The organism is Gordonia sp. NPDC003376, assembly GCF_053589235.1.
Map to the genome: position 1 here is coordinate 39,517 of NZ_JBSFRM010000014.1, position 18,286 is coordinate 57,802.

General features: G+C 69.7%; 11 protein-coding genes and 1 pseudogene. 8 read left to right on the top strand and 4 right to left on the bottom strand.

Annotated features, from left to right (window positions below):
- Window positions 1-3: 3 nt before the first annotated feature.
- On the bottom strand, window positions 4-1,473 hold the full coding sequence (locus ACWDUA_RS15185; protein ID WP_449751831.1) for a CCA tRNA nucleotidyltransferase: 1,470 nt from the start codon (window positions 1,471-1,473) through the stop codon (window positions 4-6).
- Between the two features lie 150 nt (window positions 1,474-1,623).
- On the opposite strand from ACWDUA_RS15185, the gene ACWDUA_RS15190 reads away from it, so the two are divergent.
- The 5 genes from ACWDUA_RS15190 to ACWDUA_RS15210 all read left to right on the top strand — a co-directional run bounded on the left by ACWDUA_RS15190 (window position 1,624) and on the right by ACWDUA_RS15210 (window position 12,564).
- Window positions 1,624-2,901 carry an NUDIX domain-containing protein gene (locus ACWDUA_RS15190; protein WP_449751832.1) on the top strand — a complete coding sequence of 426 codons (1,278 nt, stop codon included), beginning with the start codon at window positions 1,624-1,626 and terminating at the stop codon, window positions 2,899-2,901.
- A complete protein-coding gene (locus ACWDUA_RS15195; protein ID WP_449751833.1) occupies window positions 2,894-5,662 on the top strand; it encodes a DUF6049 family protein in 2,769 nt (922 codons plus the stop codon). Before ACWDUA_RS15190 ends, ACWDUA_RS15195 begins: the two co-directional genes overlap by 8 nt.
- Before the next feature lie 65 nt (window positions 5,663-5,727).
- Complete coding sequence (locus ACWDUA_RS15200) at window positions 5,728-9,639, top strand: lipid II flippase MurJ (protein ID WP_449751911.1); 3,912 nt, start codon at window positions 5,728-5,730, stop codon at window positions 9,637-9,639.
- 16 nt (window positions 9,640-9,655) lie between these two features.
- On the top strand, window positions 9,656-11,041 hold the full coding sequence (locus ACWDUA_RS15205; protein WP_449751834.1) for an MFS transporter: 1,386 nt from the start codon (window positions 9,656-9,658) through the stop codon (window positions 11,039-11,041).
- Complete coding sequence (locus ACWDUA_RS15210; protein WP_449751835.1) at window positions 11,038-12,564, top strand: pyridoxal phosphate-dependent decarboxylase family protein; 1,527 nt, start codon at window positions 11,038-11,040, stop codon at window positions 12,562-12,564. The genes ACWDUA_RS15205 and ACWDUA_RS15210 overlap by 4 nt, the downstream gene beginning before the upstream one ends.
- Here ACWDUA_RS15210 and ACWDUA_RS15215 read toward each other — a convergent pair.
- Window positions 12,520-13,500 (bottom strand): sterol desaturase family protein, encoded by a 981-nt coding sequence (locus tag ACWDUA_RS15215; protein WP_449751912.1) that lies wholly within the window; start codon window positions 13,498-13,500, stop codon window positions 12,520-12,522. The two genes, ACWDUA_RS15210 and ACWDUA_RS15215, sit on opposite strands and share 45 nt — an antisense overlap.
- A gap of 110 nt (window positions 13,501-13,610) precedes the next feature.
- Here ACWDUA_RS15215 and ACWDUA_RS15220 point away from each other — a divergent pair, with 110 nt between their 5' ends.
- Both ACWDUA_RS15220 and ACWDUA_RS15225 read left to right on the top strand, forming a co-directional pair.
- A complete protein-coding gene (locus ACWDUA_RS15220) occupies window positions 13,611-14,306 on the top strand; it encodes a TetR/AcrR family transcriptional regulator (protein ID WP_449751836.1) in 696 nt (231 codons plus the stop codon).
- Window positions 14,307-14,440: 134 nt separating this feature from the next.
- Window positions 14,441-14,866 (top strand): annotated as a pseudogene (locus ACWDUA_RS15225) (PPOX class F420-dependent oxidoreductase); the annotation flags it as partial.
- A 58-nt stretch (window positions 14,867-14,924) separates the two neighbouring features.
- Here the strand turns inward: ACWDUA_RS15225 and ACWDUA_RS15230 are convergent.
- Together ACWDUA_RS15230 and ACWDUA_RS15235 are read right to left on the bottom strand one after the other, a co-directional pair.
- Window positions 14,925-15,983 (bottom strand): maleylacetate reductase, encoded by a 1,059-nt coding sequence (locus tag ACWDUA_RS15230; protein WP_449751837.1) that lies wholly within the window; start codon window positions 15,981-15,983, stop codon window positions 14,925-14,927.
- On the bottom strand, window positions 15,983-16,864 hold the full coding sequence (locus ACWDUA_RS15235) for a dioxygenase family protein (RefSeq protein ID WP_449751838.1): 882 nt from the start codon (window positions 16,862-16,864) through the stop codon (window positions 15,983-15,985). Before ACWDUA_RS15235 ends, ACWDUA_RS15230 begins: the two co-directional genes overlap by 1 nt.
- Window positions 16,865-17,066: 202 nt before the next feature.
- Here ACWDUA_RS15235 and ACWDUA_RS15240 point away from each other — a divergent pair, with 202 nt between their 5' ends.
- Window positions 17,067-18,092: a LacI family DNA-binding transcriptional regulator gene (locus tag ACWDUA_RS15240; protein ID WP_449751839.1), complete on the top strand. Its 1,026-nt coding sequence runs from the start codon at window positions 17,067-17,069 to the stop codon at window positions 18,090-18,092.
- Window positions 18,093-18,286 lie beyond the last annotated feature (194 nt).

An 18,286-nucleotide genomic window follows, 5' to 3' on the forward strand; every position in this document is an offset into this window, starting at 1 on the left:
GGATCAGCCCTGCTGTCCGGCCCACCAGACGCGCAACGCCTCCTCGGCCTCGTCACGGCTGAGCGGACCACGATCGAGACGCAATTCCTTCAGGAAACGCCACGCTCGCCCGACCTCGGGTCCCGGCGGCAGGCCGAGCAGTTCCATGATCGCGTTGCCGTCGAGGTCAGGCCGCACCTTGTCCAGGTCCTCGGCGGCCTGCAGGGCGGCGATCCGCTGCTCGAGGTCGTCGTAGTTCTCCTGCAGCCGCCGCGCCCGCCGGCGGTTGCGGGTGGTGCAATCGGCACGGACCAGCTTGTTCAGCCGATCCAGCAGCGGGCCGGCGTCGGTGACATAGCGCCGCACCGCCGAATCGGTCCAGGCGCCGTCGCCGTAGCCGTGGAACCGCAGGTGCAGGAACACCAGGGTCGCCACGTCCTCGACGATCGCCTTGGGGTACTTCAGCGCCCGCATCCGCTTGCGGACCATCTTGGCGCCGACCACCTCGTGGTGATGGAAACTGACCCCGCCGTTGGGCTCGTGCTTGCGGGTGGCGGGTTTGCCGATGTCGTGCAGCAACGCCGCCCACCGGAGCACGAGGTCGGGGTCGCCGTCCTCGAGGTCCATCGCCTGCCGCAACACGGTCAGCGAATGCTGATACACGTCCTTGTGCTGGTGATGCTCGTCGATGGCCAGGCGCATACCCGGCACCTCGGGAAGGATGCGGTCGGCCAGGCCGGTGTCGACCATCAGCTCGATGGCCTCGATCGGGTGCTCCCCGAGGATCAGCTTGTCGAGTTCGGCGTGGACCCGTTCAGCGGTGATCCGGTCGATCTCACCGGCCATGTCGAGGATCGCCTGCGACACCCTCGGGGCGACGGTGAAGCCCAGCTGGGAAACGAAGCGGACCGCGCGCAGCATGCGCAACGGGTCGTCGTCGAAGGACTCCTGCGGGGTGGCGGGCGTGTCGATGATCCCGGCCAGTGCGGCCGACATCCCGTCCAGGGGGTCGTGAAAGCCCTCGGCACCGCCACGACCGATCCGGACGGCCATCGCGTTGATGGTGAAGTCGCGGCGCACCAGGTCGGCGTCGATGGATGCACCGAAGGTGACCACCGGATTGCGACCGACCCGGTCGTACTTCTCGGCCCGGTAGGTGGTGATCTCCAGGATCAGATCTCCCTTGCGGGCGCTGACCGTGCCGAACTCGATACCGGCATCCCAGAGCGCTTCGGCCCAGCCGGACAGAAGCTGTTGTACCTGCTCAGGGCGGGCATCGGTGGTGAAGTCGAGGTCGGTGCCGAGACGACCCAGCACGGCATCGCGCACCGATCCACCCACGAGGTAGAGCTCGTGGCCGGCGTCGGCGAACAGGGCGCCCAGCGGTTGCAGGATGTCCGACATCCCGCGCAGCGACACCGCTGCCGAGGCCAGCAGCCGCGTCCGGCGCTCGTCGGTGTCCCCGGTCGGCGCGCCCCCGGTTCGGTCTGTCACGGCACGTCAGCCTACCGGCGTGCCCGGTCCCGACCGAATCGCCCGACGCTGCGGCGGGGCGCGCGGACGGTGGTGGCGGGACACGCGACCCCACCCGGCAGCAGCACCATGCGGGCAAACAGCAGGTGACCAGCCGCTAGCATCGAAGACGTGTCCACCGATTCCTCCACCGACCCCGCTGACGTCACCGGTGACGTCCGCTCCGGTGGATACACCGCCGATCACGGCGGTGGACGCACCCCAGAACTTGCCGGCCGGGCATCCGGCGCCGACGATCCGCGCGGCACCCCAGGCCAGGGACGCCGGCGTCCGCGGCGGGGCCGGCGGCGGCGTCGCAATCCCGAATCCCGCTCCGACGCCGACACCGGTCCGCGCGCCGACGGTCCGGGAGCGGCCACCGCGCCGGCCGGTTCCGGTTCCGGAGAACCCAAGCCGGGTTGCCCCAAACCGGGTGGCCCGAAACCCGGGAACACGAAGAACGCCACCCCCAAAGGCGGGAAGTCCGGGGCACCCAAACCAGGCGGTCTCAAACCCACAGCCGTCAAACCTTCTGGAGTCAAACCTTCTGGAGTCAAACCTTCTGCCGTCAAACCCGGGCCCGCCAAGAACGGAGCGGGCAAGAACGGATCCGGCAAGGGCGGGGTGCGGGTCACCCCGCCGAAGCCGTCCGACATGGCGGTGGTGACCGCGAAGATCACGCGTACCGGCCTGTCCCAGGACACGGCGACGCCACTGACCCCCAAGACCCCGGCCCGGGGTCGGCGCCGCGGGGCCCGGATGAGCCCCGACCGGGTCGTCCCGGAGCGGACCGAACGGCTACGGACGGTCCGGGAGACGTCCGCGGGCGGTCTGGTGATCTCCGATCTGGAGTTGCCGGTGGACGAGTTGTCGGCGGCGCTGATCGGACGGGTCGACCGGCGGGGCCGGATGATGTGGTCATTGCCGAAGGGTCACATCGAGACCGGGGAGACGGCCGAACAGACCGCGGTGCGAGAGGTGGCCGAGGAGACCGGCATCGAGGGGACCGTCGTCGCACCGCTCGGCAAGATCGACTACTGGTTCGTCAGCGAGGGCCGGCGAATCCACAAGACCGTCCATCACTACCTGCTGCGCAGTACCGGCGGTGAGCTGTCCGACGCCGACTACGAGGTCAGCGAGGTGGCCTGGGTGCCGTTGCACGAGCTGCCGCGGCGGCTGACGTACTCTGACGAGCGGCGACTGGCCCGGATGGCCCGCGGTGTGATCGCCGACCTGGCCGCCGACCCCCAACGGCTGGCGCAGTCGGAGGCCGAGAGCAGTCGCACGGAACCCAACGCCTATGAACGAGCCGCAGCCGCACGCAATCAGCGCCGCAACGAGCCGCCACCTCCGGCGCGCCCTCGTCGGCGCCGGAGGCGACCCCGTCGGCCGGCCACCGGCGATGGCTGACCGGCCCGACCGCGTCGTCCTCCGCCCGATCCCCGCACTGCCCCTGCTCGCCTTCCGTCGCCTGGTGGTGGTGTGTGCCGTCGCGATGCTGACAGTGCTGGCCGCCTCACCGGCGGCCGCGGCCCCGAGTGGAACACCCCCGGCGTCGGGGTCGGCCGGGGCCACACCCACCGCGTCGGAGGCCGCGCGGTTCGCGCGGATCGTGATCGACTCGCTCACCCCGACGATGGTGACGAGCACCTCCGGGCCGACGGTGAGTGTCACCGGACATGTCCTCAACACCAGCTCCCGCACCATCCACGAGCTGTCCATCCGGCTCGAACGCGGTGATGCGGTGTCCGACGCCGACGCGCTGCGGTCTTCGCTGGCCGGTGAGCATCCGCCGGTGGCCGCGGCGAGTGCATTCCGGCCGATCGGCTCCGACGACGGCCTCGCCCCGGGCGCGCAGGTGGCCTTCGACCTGACCGTGCCGCTGTCGGGGACGGGCCTGGAGATCGACCGGACCGGCGTCTACCCCTTGCAGATCAATGTCAACGGTCTACCGGACTACGGCGGAATGGCGCAGGTCGCCGGCTCCCGCACCCTCCTACCGGTCCTGTCCTTGCCGCCGAATCGTGCGCGCGCGGCGTCGTATGTCGATCCCAGCGAGTCCGGCACCACCCCTGTCACCGGCCTCGGCCCGGACGGCTCGGTGTCGGCCGACACCTCTGATCCGTCGCGGCTGACGTTGCTCTGGCCGGTCGCCGCACCGCCGCAGCTCGCCCCCGGCGTACTCGGCGGCAACACCGAACCGGTGCGGCTGATCAGCGAGGACCTCGCGGCGTCGCTGAGCGACGGCGGCCGGCTGAAGTCGCTGCTGGATCCCCTGCGCGCGGTGGCCGACCCTCCTACCGGGACCGGCGGATCGTCCTCGAGTCCGGCACCGAGTCCCGACTCCGGGACTCCCGACGACTCCGGCGCCGGGTCGTCGGAGTCGGCACCTCCGGCACCGGTCTCCGCCATCGCGCGGTCGATGTGCCTGGCCGTCGACCCGGATCTGCTGGTCACCGTGCGCGCGATGTCGCTGGGATATGTGGTGACCGCCGATCCGGCGGATCCCCTGTCGCCGACGCAACCGGGCACCGGGCAGGCGGCCGCGGCCGCATGGCTCGACGAGCTGCGGACGGTGTCGTCGCGGATGTGTGTGGTGGCCCTCCCGTTCGCCGCCGCCGACCTCACGTCCCTGCACCAGATCGACGACGTCGGGCTGACCGCCGCGGCCCTCGATTCCCCGGCCGACATCATCGACGCGATCCTGGGTGTCCGCAGCGTGCGCGGGCTCACCATCCCCGCCCTCGGGGCGATCGACGAGCAGGGTGCGTCGTTGCTGCAGTCGGCAGACCATCACGCCGCGCTGACCTCGGCGGACAATGTCACGCCCACGCGCGACGCCTCCGCCGCAGGGGGCTACCGCGTCGGCGACCTCGGGGTGTCGACGTTCGACCAACCGGTGACGGCCGCGATGGCCGCGGTCGGGACCGCGCCGACCACGCCCACACTCACCCCGGCCGATCAGCAGGTGGATCTGTCCGAGGAGTCCGCGGTCAGCCGACGACAGGCGGCGGTCGGGGCGCTGGCCTTCGGCGCGATCGACGTGCCCTCGACCCCCGGCTCGTCGACCGGGAGCTCGCCCACCGGCACCGCGTCGGGCGCGGTTCCGGTGACCGGCCGCTCGCAGGTGATCCTGCCGTCGCTGTACTGGTCCCCGACCGATGACGACACCGAGGCACTCCTGTCGACGGCCACGGTCCTGCTCGGCGCCGACGCCGCCGCACCCCGACCGTTCGCCGAGGTCGCAACGGCCACCGCCGACGCGCGGACGGCCGCACAGTTGAGCACGCCCGCCGGTTTCCGGTCGGTCGCGAGCCTGTCGGTGCCGCTGACCGAGGCGACCGCCGACACCATCCGCGCCCAGACCGACATGTCGTGGCGGTTGCAGAACTCGCTGGTCGCGACGGCCGAGGTGGCCGTGTCCCCGGACCGCTACATGGCGCCGCTGCGCGAGGACCTGCTGCGGTCGATCACCACTCCGGCACAGGCCGGCACCGCCACCCGGGATCGGCTCGTCCGGACGCGGGTGGTGGCGACCGACGCCGTGAGCACGACGCTGGGCCGTATCCGGTCGGCGGTGACCATCCTGGACCCCGGCGGCCGGTACACGCTGGCGTCCGAACGCAGTCCGCTGCTGCTCGTGGTGCGCAACGATCTGTCGCTGCCGATCCGGGTGCGGATCACCACCGACACGTCGTCGGATCTGGAGATCGGTGATCTCGGCACCATCGAGATCCCGGCGCGAGGCACCCGCCAGATCCAGATGCCGACCCGCGCCGACAGCTCCGAGGCGATCACCGTCACGATCTCGATGGACACGGTGACCGGTGTGCAGCTGGGCTCGCCGATCACGTTGTCGGTGCATTCCAATGCGTACGGCAAACCGTTGTTCATCGTCACGATCATCGCGGCGGTGGTGCTGATCCTGCTGACCGCGAGGCGTCTGTGGCACCGGTTCCGCGGCGAGCCCGATCCGGCCGACGAGGACCGCCCGGAACCCGATGAGCTGGAACGATTGCTCGCGGCGACGACCTACCAGCAGCGACGACGTACGCTGCAGAACGAGGAGTTGTCCGACGAGGAGCTGCTGCCCGGGCTCCCCTCCGAGGATCCGGGTACCCCGTCGCCGGGGCATCCCGAACCGAATCCGGACAGCAGCCCGCACACGTGACCGACACCGAGAACCCGCACAGCCCGCAGCACACCGACGACCAGAGCACCGACCAAGGCAGGGGTATGAACGACCGAGGACCGCGCGACGACATTCCCCGTCGCGCCGCGCCCCGTCGTGTGCCCCCGCCGCCGCGGGTACCGCCGAATCCACGGGGTCCGCGCGCCGGCCAGGCCCCACGTCCCGGCGGGCCGCAGCGGCCCACGCCGTTGGCGGGTCCACTCGCCGACGCACCGCCGCTGTCGGGTCGCTCCGCAACCGACGCGACGCGCACACCGGAACCACAACCGCACCGGAACAAGCACGAGGCACCCGACGCCGGCACCGCCCGGGCCGTGTCGTCGGTGCTGGAGCAGACCTCCGACGCCGTCGGCGACGACGATTCCCCGGCCGACGGCCTGGCCCGCGATTCCGACTCGTCCATCCTGCGGACCAGCGGCTCCATCGCCCTGGCCACCCTGACCAGCCGGATCACCGGATTCGTCCGCACCATCCTGGTGCTGGCGATGCTCGGCCCGGCGATCGCGTCGGCGTTCCAGGCCGCGTATGTGCTGCCCAGCATGATCGCCGAGGTCGTCCTCGGTGCCGTGCTCACCGCGATCGTCATCCCGGTGCTGGTGCGTGCCGAGGTGGAGGACGAGGACGGCGGACGCGGCTTCATCAACCGCATCTTCACCCTCACGCTCGTCACCCTCGGCAGCGCCACGGTGATCGCGCTGATCGCCGCACCCCTGCTGACCTACCTCAACGTCGGCGACGGTGACGTCAACCGACCACTGACCACCGCGCTCGCCTATCTGCTGCTACCGGAGATCCTGTTCTACGGGCTCTCGGCGCTGTTCATCGCGATCCTGAACATGAAGGGCCTGTTCAAACCGGGTGCGTGGGCGCCGGTGATGAACAACGTCGTGCAGATCGCGACCCTGGTGCTGTACGCGCTGATGCCCGGCGAGATCACGCTGAACCCGGTGCGGATGACCGATCCGCAGCTGCTGGTACTCGGCATCGGCACCACCCTCGGCGTCGTGGTACAGGCCGTCGTCCTCGTGCCGTACCTGCGCAAGGCCGGTGTGAAGCTGCAGTTGCAGTGGGGACTGGACGCCCGGTTGCGGCGGTTCGGCAACATGGCCGTCGCGATCGTCCTGTACGTGACGATCCTGCAGGCCGGCCTGGTGGTCACCTACCGCATCGCCGCGCACGCCGACGCCTCCGGTATCTCGGTCTACGCCACCCACTGGCAACTGCTGCAGCTGCCGTACGGCGTGCTCGGCGTGACCATCCTGACCGCGATCATGCCGCGGCTGTCGCGCAATGCCGCCGCCGACGACACCGACTCCGTCGTCGACGACATGTCCCTGGCGACGCGGCTGACGATGGTCGCCCTGGTACCGGTCGTCGCGTACATGACCTTCTTCGGGCCGGCGATCGGTGTCGCCGTGTTCAACTTCGGCCGATTCGACGCCGACGTGGCCTCACAGCTCGGTTCGACCCTCGCCTGGGGTGCGTTCACCCTGATCCCGTATGCGATGACGCTGGTGCAGCTGCGGGTGTTCTATGCCCGCGAGGACGCCTGGACCCCCACGCTGATGGTGCTCGGCATCACCGCGGTGAAGGTCACCGCGTCATATCTGGGTCCGGTGCTGTTCAGCGACCCGGAGCTGGTGGTGCGCTGGCTGGCCCTCGCGAACGGCCTCGGCTATCTGGTCGGCGCGGTCGTCGGCCACTACCTGCTCAAGGCGCGGCTGAGCACACCCGAGAAGCCGGCCCGTCTCGCCGACGTCACCTACACGACGATCGTGTCGATCGCGGTGTCGGTGTCGGTCGCCTTCGTGGTGTGGTTCATCGCCCATCTCGCCGGGCTGGATCTGGCGACCCAGCACGGCAAGATCGGCTCGATCGCCTACCTGGTGCTGACCGGGATCGTTGTACTCGGCACGATTTATGCCGGACTCGCCGCGGCCGGTGTCCGCGACGTGGTCGCGATCATGAACTCGGTGCGCCGCATGCTGGGCCGATTCGTGCCCTCGCTGGCCCCGAAGGACCAGCCGGAGACGCCGTCCGCGCCGACGATCACGGTTCAGTTTCCGCGGGTCACCACCGACGAATCACTCCCGTACTCTGGTCAGGTACAGGTACTCCGGCGGTTCGATCGCGGGACCGCGACCTGGCAGTCGTATTCGGTGCATTCCGGCGGAGCCGCGGGCGGCACCGGCGTCACCGCCTGGTCGCCGTCGCATCGGCCGCCGGACATGCGTTATCGCCGGAGAGGAGCGCGTCACGTGAGTGACAGCGGTGTCGACACCACCCCGGATCGTCCCGAGGTCAGCGGGACCCCGATCGCCACGTCCGATGCTCCCCGGCACGACCCGGCGGTTCCCGGCCCGGCCGACCCTCCGACGACCGCTGCCGCGCCCGACCCCGATCGGGCCGAGCCGGTCGTCGCGCCACGCCGCCGCGGCCCGCGTCTGGTCCCGGGCGCCGCTGTCGCCGGTGGCCGCTACCGGCTGCTCGAGCACCACGGCGGTACCCGCGGGCTGCAGTTCTGGAAGGCACAGGACATCAACCTCGACCGTGAGGTCGCCCTGACCTTCGTCGACGCGGAGCAGCTCGCACCCCCGGCCGCCCGAGAGGCCACCGCCAAGTCGACCGACGAGGGCCCCCAGGCGGTCCTCACCCGCACGCTGCGGCTCGGTCAGATCTCGTCGGCCGGTGTGGCCCGCGTGCTCGACGTGGTGCGTGGCTCGTCCGGGGGCATCGTCGTCGCCGAGTGGGTGCAGGGCTCATCGCTGGCCGAGGTGGCACGCACCCATCCGTCGCCGATCGGCGCCGCCCGTGCGGTGCGCGCCCTCGCGGCGGCGGCCGAGGCCGCCCACCGTTCCGGTGGTGCCCTGTCGATCGACCATCCGTCACGAATCCGGATCAGCACCGACGGCAACGCGGTTCTGGCCTTCCCGGGCACCCTCGCCGGTGACGACCAGTCGTCGGATGTCCGGGGCCTCGGCGCCGTGCTCTACGCGCTGCTGCTGCAGCGGTGGCCGCTCGACGCCACCACCGGGTCACGTCTGACCACCACCACCGACACCACCGGCACCGTCGACGGGCTGCCGGCCGCCATCCCGGGCAAGGACAACGCGCCGATCGAGCCGCGCGAGGTGGATCCGGAGATCCCGTTCGAGATCTCCGCCGTGGCCGCCCGCGCCCTCGCCGGCACGCGGGGCATCCGCACCGCGGCGACGGTGCAGCACGTCCTCGACCAGGCGACCGTCGTCGACCTCAAGACCGACATGCTGCCGGCGATCGGCCGCGACGACTCCCCGGTGACGATGGCACCGCCACCGAAGATCGGCACCACCGAACCGGAGCGCAACCGCCGCACCGGCCCGCTGCTCGCCGGTGCGGCCCTGCTGGTGATCTTCGTCATCGTCGCGCTGGTGGTGTGGATGACCGGCATCTTCGGCGGCAACGACGACAACAGTGACATCGGTACGTTCCTCGGGCCCACCACGTCGGCATCGGGGCAGGAACCCTCGACCTCCGCGGCCGGGGCGATCCGGCCGGCGGCGGTGACGCTCGTGGACTACTCCGGGCAGTCCGGTGACAACCCCGACCTGGTGGGCAACATCCTCACCGGGACGGCCCCGGGCTGGCGCTCGGACATCTACCGGGCCGCCGGATTCGCCGGTCTCAAGGACGGGCTGGGCCTGATGTTCGCCCTCGGTTCCGAGCAGGCCGTCAAGACGGTCACCATCACCACGACGACACCGGGATTCGACGTCTCGCTGCGCACTGCGACGTCGGCCGACGCCACGTTGCGCCAGACCACCGAGGTGGCGTCGGGGACGGTCGACCAGCCGAGCACCACACTGACCGTCGCCGACCCGAAGCCCGCCAAGGATCTGCTGATCTGGATCACCTCACCGCCCAGCGGGTCCAACGGCTATCAGGTGGCCATCTCCACCGTGACGATGACGAGCTGATCGTCGAGACCCACCGATGACGTCACCGCAGGGCACGCTGCGCCGCGCGACGCTGGCCCGCTACGGCCTCGGGTCGCTCGGCACCGGGGGTTTCGCCACGCTGCCCGGACTCGTGCTGGTCTACTACCTCACCGACACGCTGGGGGTGGCCGCGGTGGCGGCCGGAGCGATCGTCGCGATCGCCAAGATCTGGGATGTGGTGATCGACCCGGCGATCGGCGCGCTCAGTGATCACAGTGCGGCACAACGGGGTTCGCGTCGACGATTCATGACGATCGGCGCCCTGACCCTCCCGGCGTTCTTCGCCCTCACCTTCGCCGTGCCGACCGGCCTCGCCAGTGGTGTGTCAGCGGTGTGGGTGACGGTCGCATTCCTGTTGTCGGCCAGCGCATTCAGCCTGTTCCAGGTTCCCTATATCGCGTTGCCCGCGGAGCTGACCGACCAGTATGACGAGCGCACCCGCCTGCTGACCGTCCGCGTGGCGGTGCTGACCGTCGGCATCCTGGCCTTCGGTGCGGGCGGTCCGGCGCTCCGCGAGCTCGGCGGTTCACCCGCGGTGGGCTATCTGATCATGGCGTTGGTGTCGGGCGTGGTGATCGGTGCGGCCATGCTGGTCGCCGCACGCACCGCCGACGACGCCAGGCCACCCGAGACTGCCCCGCACACAGGCACCGTGGGCACCTCGGTGGTGGGGGAGGGGTATCGGACCGGTCTGGCCGTACTGCGCCGGAGTGCGCCGCTGCGGACCCTGCTCGGCGCGTTCGTCCTGCAGGGTCTGGCGACCGGCCTGATGCTCGCGGGCGCGCAGTACATCGCGACGTGGGTGCTCGATTCCGAGGCCGCGATCTCCGGGCTGTTCGCCGCACTCATCGCACCGGCCCTGATCTGTGCACCCCTGTGGGCCATACTGTCCCGCCGGATCGGCAAGGAGGCCGGATTCGCCGTCGCGTCGGTACTTTTCACGGTGGCCACCCTCTGCCTGATCGGACTGTGGTGGTCGCCGGGATGGTGGGTGTACCTGCCGATCGGGGTGGCGGGTGCCGCGTACGCGGGCATGCAGTCCCTGCCGATGGCGATGCTGCCGGACGTCATCACCCACGACGAGCGTCGACACCGGCAGTCCACCGCCGGGGTGATCGGCGGCGTGTGGACGGCCGGGGAGACCAGCGGGATGGCGTTGGGCGCGGTGGTGTTCACCGTGGTGCTCGCCCTCGGCGGCTACATCTCCTCCGATGCCGATTCGGCGGTGCAGCAACCCCGTTCGGCGATCGTCGCGATGGTCGGCGGATTCAGCGTGGTGCCGGCCGCACTCACCCTGCTCAGTCTCCTGCTCATCGCACGGTATCCGCTGCGGCGCAGCGATATCGACGCCACACCGTCCCCGGAGAAGGAACGCCTGTGACCGGTACGACCCGCATCGACACGATCCTCACCCGGCTCGACGAGCTCCGCGCCGACGATGCCCCCACACACGGTGGACGCGTGCTGTCCTATGTGTACGACCCGGGGCTGGGCGAGCTCGATGAGCTCGCCCGCCGGGCGGCCGCCGCGGTTCAAGGTCTCAACGGCCTGGATCCGACGACGTTCCCGTCGATCGCCCGGATGGAGCAGGGACTCATCGACTTCGCCGCGGATCTGGTGCACGGCGATCGGTTGCCGTCGGGGGAGCGGGCGGTGGGTCTGGTGACCAGCGGCGGCACCGAGAGTTGTCTGCTCGCCGTCAAATCCGCGCGGGATCGGTGGCGGGCGGCCCGATCGGCCGCGCCCGGCTCCGCGGCCGGGACTCCGGTGGTGGTGGCGCCGGTGACCGCGCATGCCGCCTTCCACAAGGCCGCGAGCTATTTCGACGTCGAGCTCGATCTCGTCCCGGTGGACGGCCACGGCGTGGTGACTCCGGACGCCGTGATCGGGCGGCTGTCGGAACGCACTGCACTGGTGGTGTTGTCGGCGCCGAACTATCCGTTCGCCGGACTCGATCCCATCGCCGCCGTGGCACCGGTGGCTGCCGCCCACGGGATTCCGGTGCATGTGGATGCGTGTATCGGTGGCTGGGTGCTCCCGTTCTGGGACGGCGGTGCGGACACGTCTGCGCCCTGGGATTTCCGGATCGACGGTGTCACCAGCCTGTCGATGGATGCGCACAAGTACGGCTACGCCCCCAAGGGGGCCTCGGTGCTGTTGTTCGCCGACCGGGATGCCAAGCGGGCGGCGGGATTCGCCACCACGGCGTGGCCAGGATATCCGGTGGTGAACCCGACGATGCTGGGCAGTCGTTCGGCCGCGTCGCTCGCGGCGGCGTGGGCCGTCATCGAGTATCTCGGAATGGATGGGTTCGCCGAACTCACGGCCCGTACCCGCGACGCGACCATCCGTCTGCGTGACCGCATCGCGGGGATCCGGGGGCTCGAGGTGGTCGGGGAGCCGACCGGTCCGTTGCTCGCCGTCCGCGCCGATCCGGCGGTACCGGCGGCCGATCGCGTGGATCCGCACCTGTGGGCGGATCGGGTGAGGGAGAACGGCTTCGTCCTGCAGCCACAGCCGGGACTGCGTCAGGACGGCGGCCCCGAACTCGGACACACCACCCATCTGACCGTCACTCCGGTCACCCATGGCGTGGTCGAGGACCTGTGTGCGGCCCTGGTCACCGCGGCGGATGCGGTCCGCGGGACACCGCCGATCGACCTGTCGGAACTGCCTGCGGCGATCCCGGCGCTCGGCGAACCCGGCCGGCTGGGATCCGATGCGGCGCACGAGATCCTGGCGTCGCTGGGCCTCGGCGGTGACGACGACGCGTCGGCGGCGTTGCCGGAGCAACTCGCGCCGGTGATGGCGCTACTCGACGTCGTCCCCGGCGATCGGGCCGAGTCGCTGCTGTCGGAGTTACTCGCCCGACTCAACGAGTCCCGCGGCGGCAGCGGGGACTGACCGGCGATCGGCGGGCGCCCACCCGGGCGGACCGAAGGCGTAGCCGAGCTTGTCCCGCAACCGATCTGCCGCGTGCACGTCGCGGGCGATGGCGACGTACTCGTGGGTCTGCAGCGTCCAGATGTTGTAGGTGCCGATTGGTTTGGTCAATCCATATGTGGGACGGTGGGTCTCGGCCGCGAACGAACCGAACATCCGGTCCCACAGGATGAAGACACCGGCATAGTTCTTGTCGAGGTAGTCGGCGTCACTGCCGTGGTGCACCCGGTGATGCGACGGCGTGTTGAACACGAATTCGACCGGACGCCACATTTTTCCGATGTGTTCGGTGTGAATCCAGAACTGGTAGATCAGATTCAGGCCGTAGCAGGCGAACACCACCGCGGGCGGGATGCCGAGGAAGGGCAGGGGCAGCCACATCACGAGGGCGGCGCTGATGTTCCACTTCTGCCGCAACGCGGTGGCGAAGTTGAAGTACTCACTGGAGTGATGGGCCTGATGAGTCGCCCACACCAGCCGCACGCGATGGGAGATGCGATGGTTCCAGTAGTAGAGCAGGTCCACCCCGATGAACCCGATCACCCACGTGTACCAGGCGGACGCCGGCAGTTGCCACGGAGAGAGGTAGGCGAAGATCGCGGCGTAGGCGAGTAGGCCCAGTGCCTTCCAGCCGGCACTGGTCGCGATCGACACCAGACCCATCGAGATCGACGCCCGGGCATCACGCGTCTCGTAGCCGCCCACCGGCGGGTGGGCACGACCGTCCCCGGGCCGACCCTCAGGGACCCGGCCCCCACCCGTCCGACCGGGATCGTCGGGTCGATCACGGTCCTCGAGCTTCCAGGCGGCCACCCATTCGATGATCAGCAGCGTGAGAAAGAACGGGATGGCGAGCAGCGTCGGCTCACGCATCGCCTCGGGCAGCAGATTGAGCATGGCCACCTCCGGATGAATATCTGACACTCGTGCGTGTCAGATTCTTATGTGACACGATAGCTTGTCAGATATCGTGGTGTCCACGATCAGCCGACATCTCAGGAGCCGCGATGACCGCCGAGCCCACCACCGACGTGGCCGGCGGGCGCCGGTACGGGGGCGCCGACGCCGACGAACGGCGCACTCGGCGTCGTGCGCAGCTCGTCGAGGCCGGCCTCGACCAGTTCGGGGAACACGGATACCCCAACGTCTCGGTCAAACGCGTCTGCGACCACGCCGGCCTCACCCAGCGCTACTTCTACGAGTCCTTCGCCGACCGGACGGCGCTGCTGGTGGCGGTCTACGACGACTGCGTGACGACCGCACGAGACGAGGTCCTCGCCGTCGCGTCCGGCTACGTGGCCGACGGCCGTCCGATCGCCGCGGGCGACGTGACCCCGGCCGCCCGGGCCATCCTGGGCAGCTTTCTCGACACGCTCTCCGGCGATCCGCGGCGCGCCCGCGTCATCCTCTTCGAGGTGGTCGGCGTCGATCCCACCGTCGAGTCGGTCCGCATGCGCGCCATCCACGAGTGGGCCGAACTGCTGTTGGCCCTGATCATGGGGGAGCGGACGCCCAGCCCGGTGCAACGTCTGGCGGCGGTCGGCCTGATCGGAGCGATCACGCAGCTGCTGGTGGACTGGTATCTGCTGTCGGTGGCGACCGAGCACGTCGACATCGGCACAACCGAGCCGGCCGATCTGCGCACCATCCTGGACGTGCTGGTGGAGATGCTCACGGCCACCTACGACCGATTGATGCGGTAGCAGCTCACCGGACGTGATCGCCGGTGGTGGCAGCCGGCCTCGAGGTCCCGGAGTGATTGTCACGGGTTGACGGCCCCGCGATGATGGCCCGGTAAAGATGGCACAGGCGCGTGCCGGGCGGGCATGATGGGTTCATGGCCGACGCCGACCTCACCGACACCGTCATCGACTTCCTCACCGAAGGCACCCGCACCGGCAAACTCGCCTTTGTCGCCGCAGACGGACGCCCGCTGGTGGCGCCTGTCTGGTTCATCGTCGATGACGGTGTGCTGGTCTTCAACACCGGATCGGAGACCGCCAAAGGTCGTGCGCTGAGCCGGGATCCGCGCATCTGCATCCTCGTCGACGACGAGCGGCCGCCCTTCTCGTTCGTGCAGGTGCAGGGCACCGCGACGATCGGCGAGGATCCTGCCGACCTACTCGACACGGCGACCCGCATCGCGGCGCGCTACATGGGCGCCGACCGTGCCGACGAGTACGGCAACCGCAATGCCGTGCCCGGTGAGTTGGTGGTGCGCCTCGAACCCACCAAGGTGGTCGCCGGGTTCGACATCGCCGACCGACCCGCCCGGCCGACCCGCTCCCCGACGTACCGGGCCGGGGCCGACGGATCGGTGATCAGTCGACCGGGCTCCCGGTGAACGCCGCCGTCACCAGTGCCCGCAGGTCGGCCTCGGTGACCTGGCGCGGATTGCTGTACGGCGCAGCCGTCGCCTGCCGGATCACCTCGTCGATCCCTGATTCGGGCATGCCGAGATCGGCCAGCGAGCCGACCACACCCAGGGACCGTTCCAGCTCGCGGACCCGGGCGGCCGGTGACGCCACATCCGTGGCCCGCATGAGCGCCGCGGCCGCCGACGGCGCGGCCGGCAGGTTGAACGCCATCACATACGGCAGGACCACCGAGTGGGTGTCGGCGTGCGGCAGGTCGAAGGTGCCGCCGAGGATGTGGCAGAGCTTGTGGTGCAGGCCCATCGTGGTGGCCCCGAGTACCGCACCGCACAGCCATGCCGCATACAGCGCATCCGATCGGGCCTCCGGATCGGATGGATCGGCGGCGATCGCCGGCAGCGCGGTGAGCATCCGCGCGACGCCCTCCGCGGCCATCAACGAGATGATCGGTGACGCATCCGGGGCGTAGAGGCCCTCGACGGCGTGGGCGACCGCGTTGAACCCGCTGGTCACCGACACGCCGACCGGAAGCCCGGTCGACAGCGTCGGGTCGTAGATCACCGACGCCGGCAGGACCCGTCGGTCGCGTCCGGTGCGTTTGATCCCGTCCTCGGTGAGTCCCCAGACCGGGGTCATCTCGGATCCGGCATATGTGGTGGGCACGGCGATGATCGGCAGTCCGGTGCGCAATGCGACGGCCTTGCCGAGGCCGACGGTGGAGCCGCCGCCGAGACAGACGACGCTGTCGGCGCCCACCTCCGTGATGTATGCGCACGCCGCGTCGGCCGTACTCACCGGGACATGCATCGCCGCATGCGGATACACCCCGAGCCCCGCAGGCCCGAGCAACTCGAGGACCCGCTCACCGAAGGTCTGTTCCCGCGGGGTGGTCAGCACCACCGCCCGGCTGACGCCGAGTGCCACGAGCTCGCCGGGCAGCTGTTCGAGAGCCTTCTCGCCGAAGCGAACTCGCATGGGCAGGGCGTCATAGCTGAAGGGCTGCATCAGTTCTCGTCGTCGCTTTCGGCGTGGATGGTGATGTCGATCCGGGCGTCGACGAACTCTCCGGTGACACCGCACGGGTTGTCGGTGCCGGCGGGCCGCGGCACGAAGTCGCGGATCAGTGACTCCTTGACCGCGAACACCGCATCCGAGTCGATGTACTCGCTGCCGTCGACGAAGATGTGGGTGGTCAGCTCCCGGAATCCCGGTGCGGTGACGATGAAGTGGATGTGCGCGGGCCGGTAGGCGTGCCGGCCGGTGGCGGCGAGCAGTTCACCCACCGGACCATCCGTCGGGATCGGATAGTGCGCTGGAACGATCGATTCGAAGGCGAATCGTCCCTCGTCGTCGGTGGTGAACAGGCCTCGGCCGTTGCCGAGGGGCTGGGAATCGGGTTGTTGGACGTCGTAGAAGCCGAGTGCGTCGGCCTGCCACACGTCGACGGCCGCGCCCGGGACCGGGGTGCCGTCCTCGTCCCGGACGGTGCCGTGCACCACGCAGGTCTGTCCGATGCTCGACGGTGAGATGTTCTCACCGAGTTCACGTTTCGGCGACTCCACCATGTGGAAGGGCCCCAGCACGGTCGACTCGGTGGCGTCCGGGGTCTCGATGTCGTTGAGTGTCTCCACCAGCATCGACACACCGAGGACGTCGGAGAGCAGGATGAACTCCTGACGGACGTCGTCGGAGGTGTGACCGGTCCGGGTGAGGAAGTCGATCGCGGTCTCCCACTCCTCGAAGGTCAGATCGATCTCGACGGCAAAGGCATGCAGGTGCCGGGTGAGGCTCTGCAAGACCTCTTTGAGTCGCGGGTTCTCGGTGCGCTCGAAGCTCTCGAGAACGGCCTCGGCCAGGGCCTCGGGTCGCATCAGGTCGGTGGTCATCGGTTCTCCTGGGCGGCTGTCACAGTACGGGGCCGCAGTGTGTGCCAGACCACTGCAAGCGCTCGCAGCCAGCATGCCAATGCAAGCGGTTGCTGTCAACGTCACACTGCTGCCACCTGTATGCAAACGCTCGCATCTGCACGCGGAAGTCGGTAGGGTGAGGGGCATTCAGCGGACCGAAGGCAGGGGGAGGAGCGTGTCCGTGCGATCCCGATTGGCCGACGTCGCCAAGCTCGCCGATGTCCATCCGGCGACGGCGTCACGTGCCCTCAACGAACGCACCCGGCATCTCGTCAGTGCCGAGACGCTCGAGCGGGTGCTGGCCGCCGCCGACGAGCTGCACTACCTGCCCAACCCGATGGCCCGCAGCCTCGCCAGTGCGCGCAGCAACACCATCGGCGTCGTCATCGGCGACCTCACCGTGCCACTGTTCGCGCATCTGCTCCGTGGTATCGACGAGGTGACCACCGCCGCCGGCTACGCCACCCTGTTCGTCGACACCCACAACGACCCCGAACGGGAGCTGGCCCAATTGCGCACCCTCGAGGCCCGTCACGTCGACGGGCTGATCGTCACCACCTCCGTGGTCGGCGACCCCGACGGCACCGACCGGTTTACCAGGGTGGCGCCGGTGGTGAACCTGTTGCGCGCCGGCCCGACCGGCGGGAACCCCGAGGTGATCAGCAACGACGAACGCGGCATGCGACTGATCATCGATCACCTGGTTCAGTTGGGGCACAACAGAATTGCTCACATCGCCGGTCCCGCATCGATCAGCACAGGGGTGGCGCGCCGACACGGCTACCGGAACGCCATGACCGATCACGGCCTACCCGAGGACGATTCGCTCGTGGTGACGATCGATCGCATCGACGCAGAGCAGGGCAGGACCGCCGCAGCCCACCTGCTCGACACCACCGACTGCACCGCGATCGTCGGTTTCAACGACCTCGTGACCTTCGGCGTGCTGAAAGAGCTGCGGGCCAGGCAGATCCGCTGTCCCGAGGAGATCAGCGTGGTGGGCTACAGCGACGTCCCCAGTGCCGAGCTGATGTCGCCGGCACTCACCACCATCGCCGTCGACCACCACGCGATGGGTGCCGAGGCCGCCCGACTGATGCTGGGCATCCTCGACGACCCCGCCCATGCCGCAGCCCGGTCGATCCGTTTTCCAGTGGAACTCGTCGTGCGCGAGTCGACGGGGCCGTGCCGGGTACTGACCAGCTGACCGGCCACGGCGGCCGTCGAGATCGGAGTGAGGTCGTCCTCCACATCGATGACGAGCGTTGTCTCCACGTTGATTGAGCCGACGAGGATTGTCCCCCACGCTGATTGAGCCGACGAGGAGCGCAGCGACGAGGCGTGTCGAAACCTCCGACGGCCGACCTCGGCCGGCGAGCACCTCGAAGAGGGGGTGCGTTC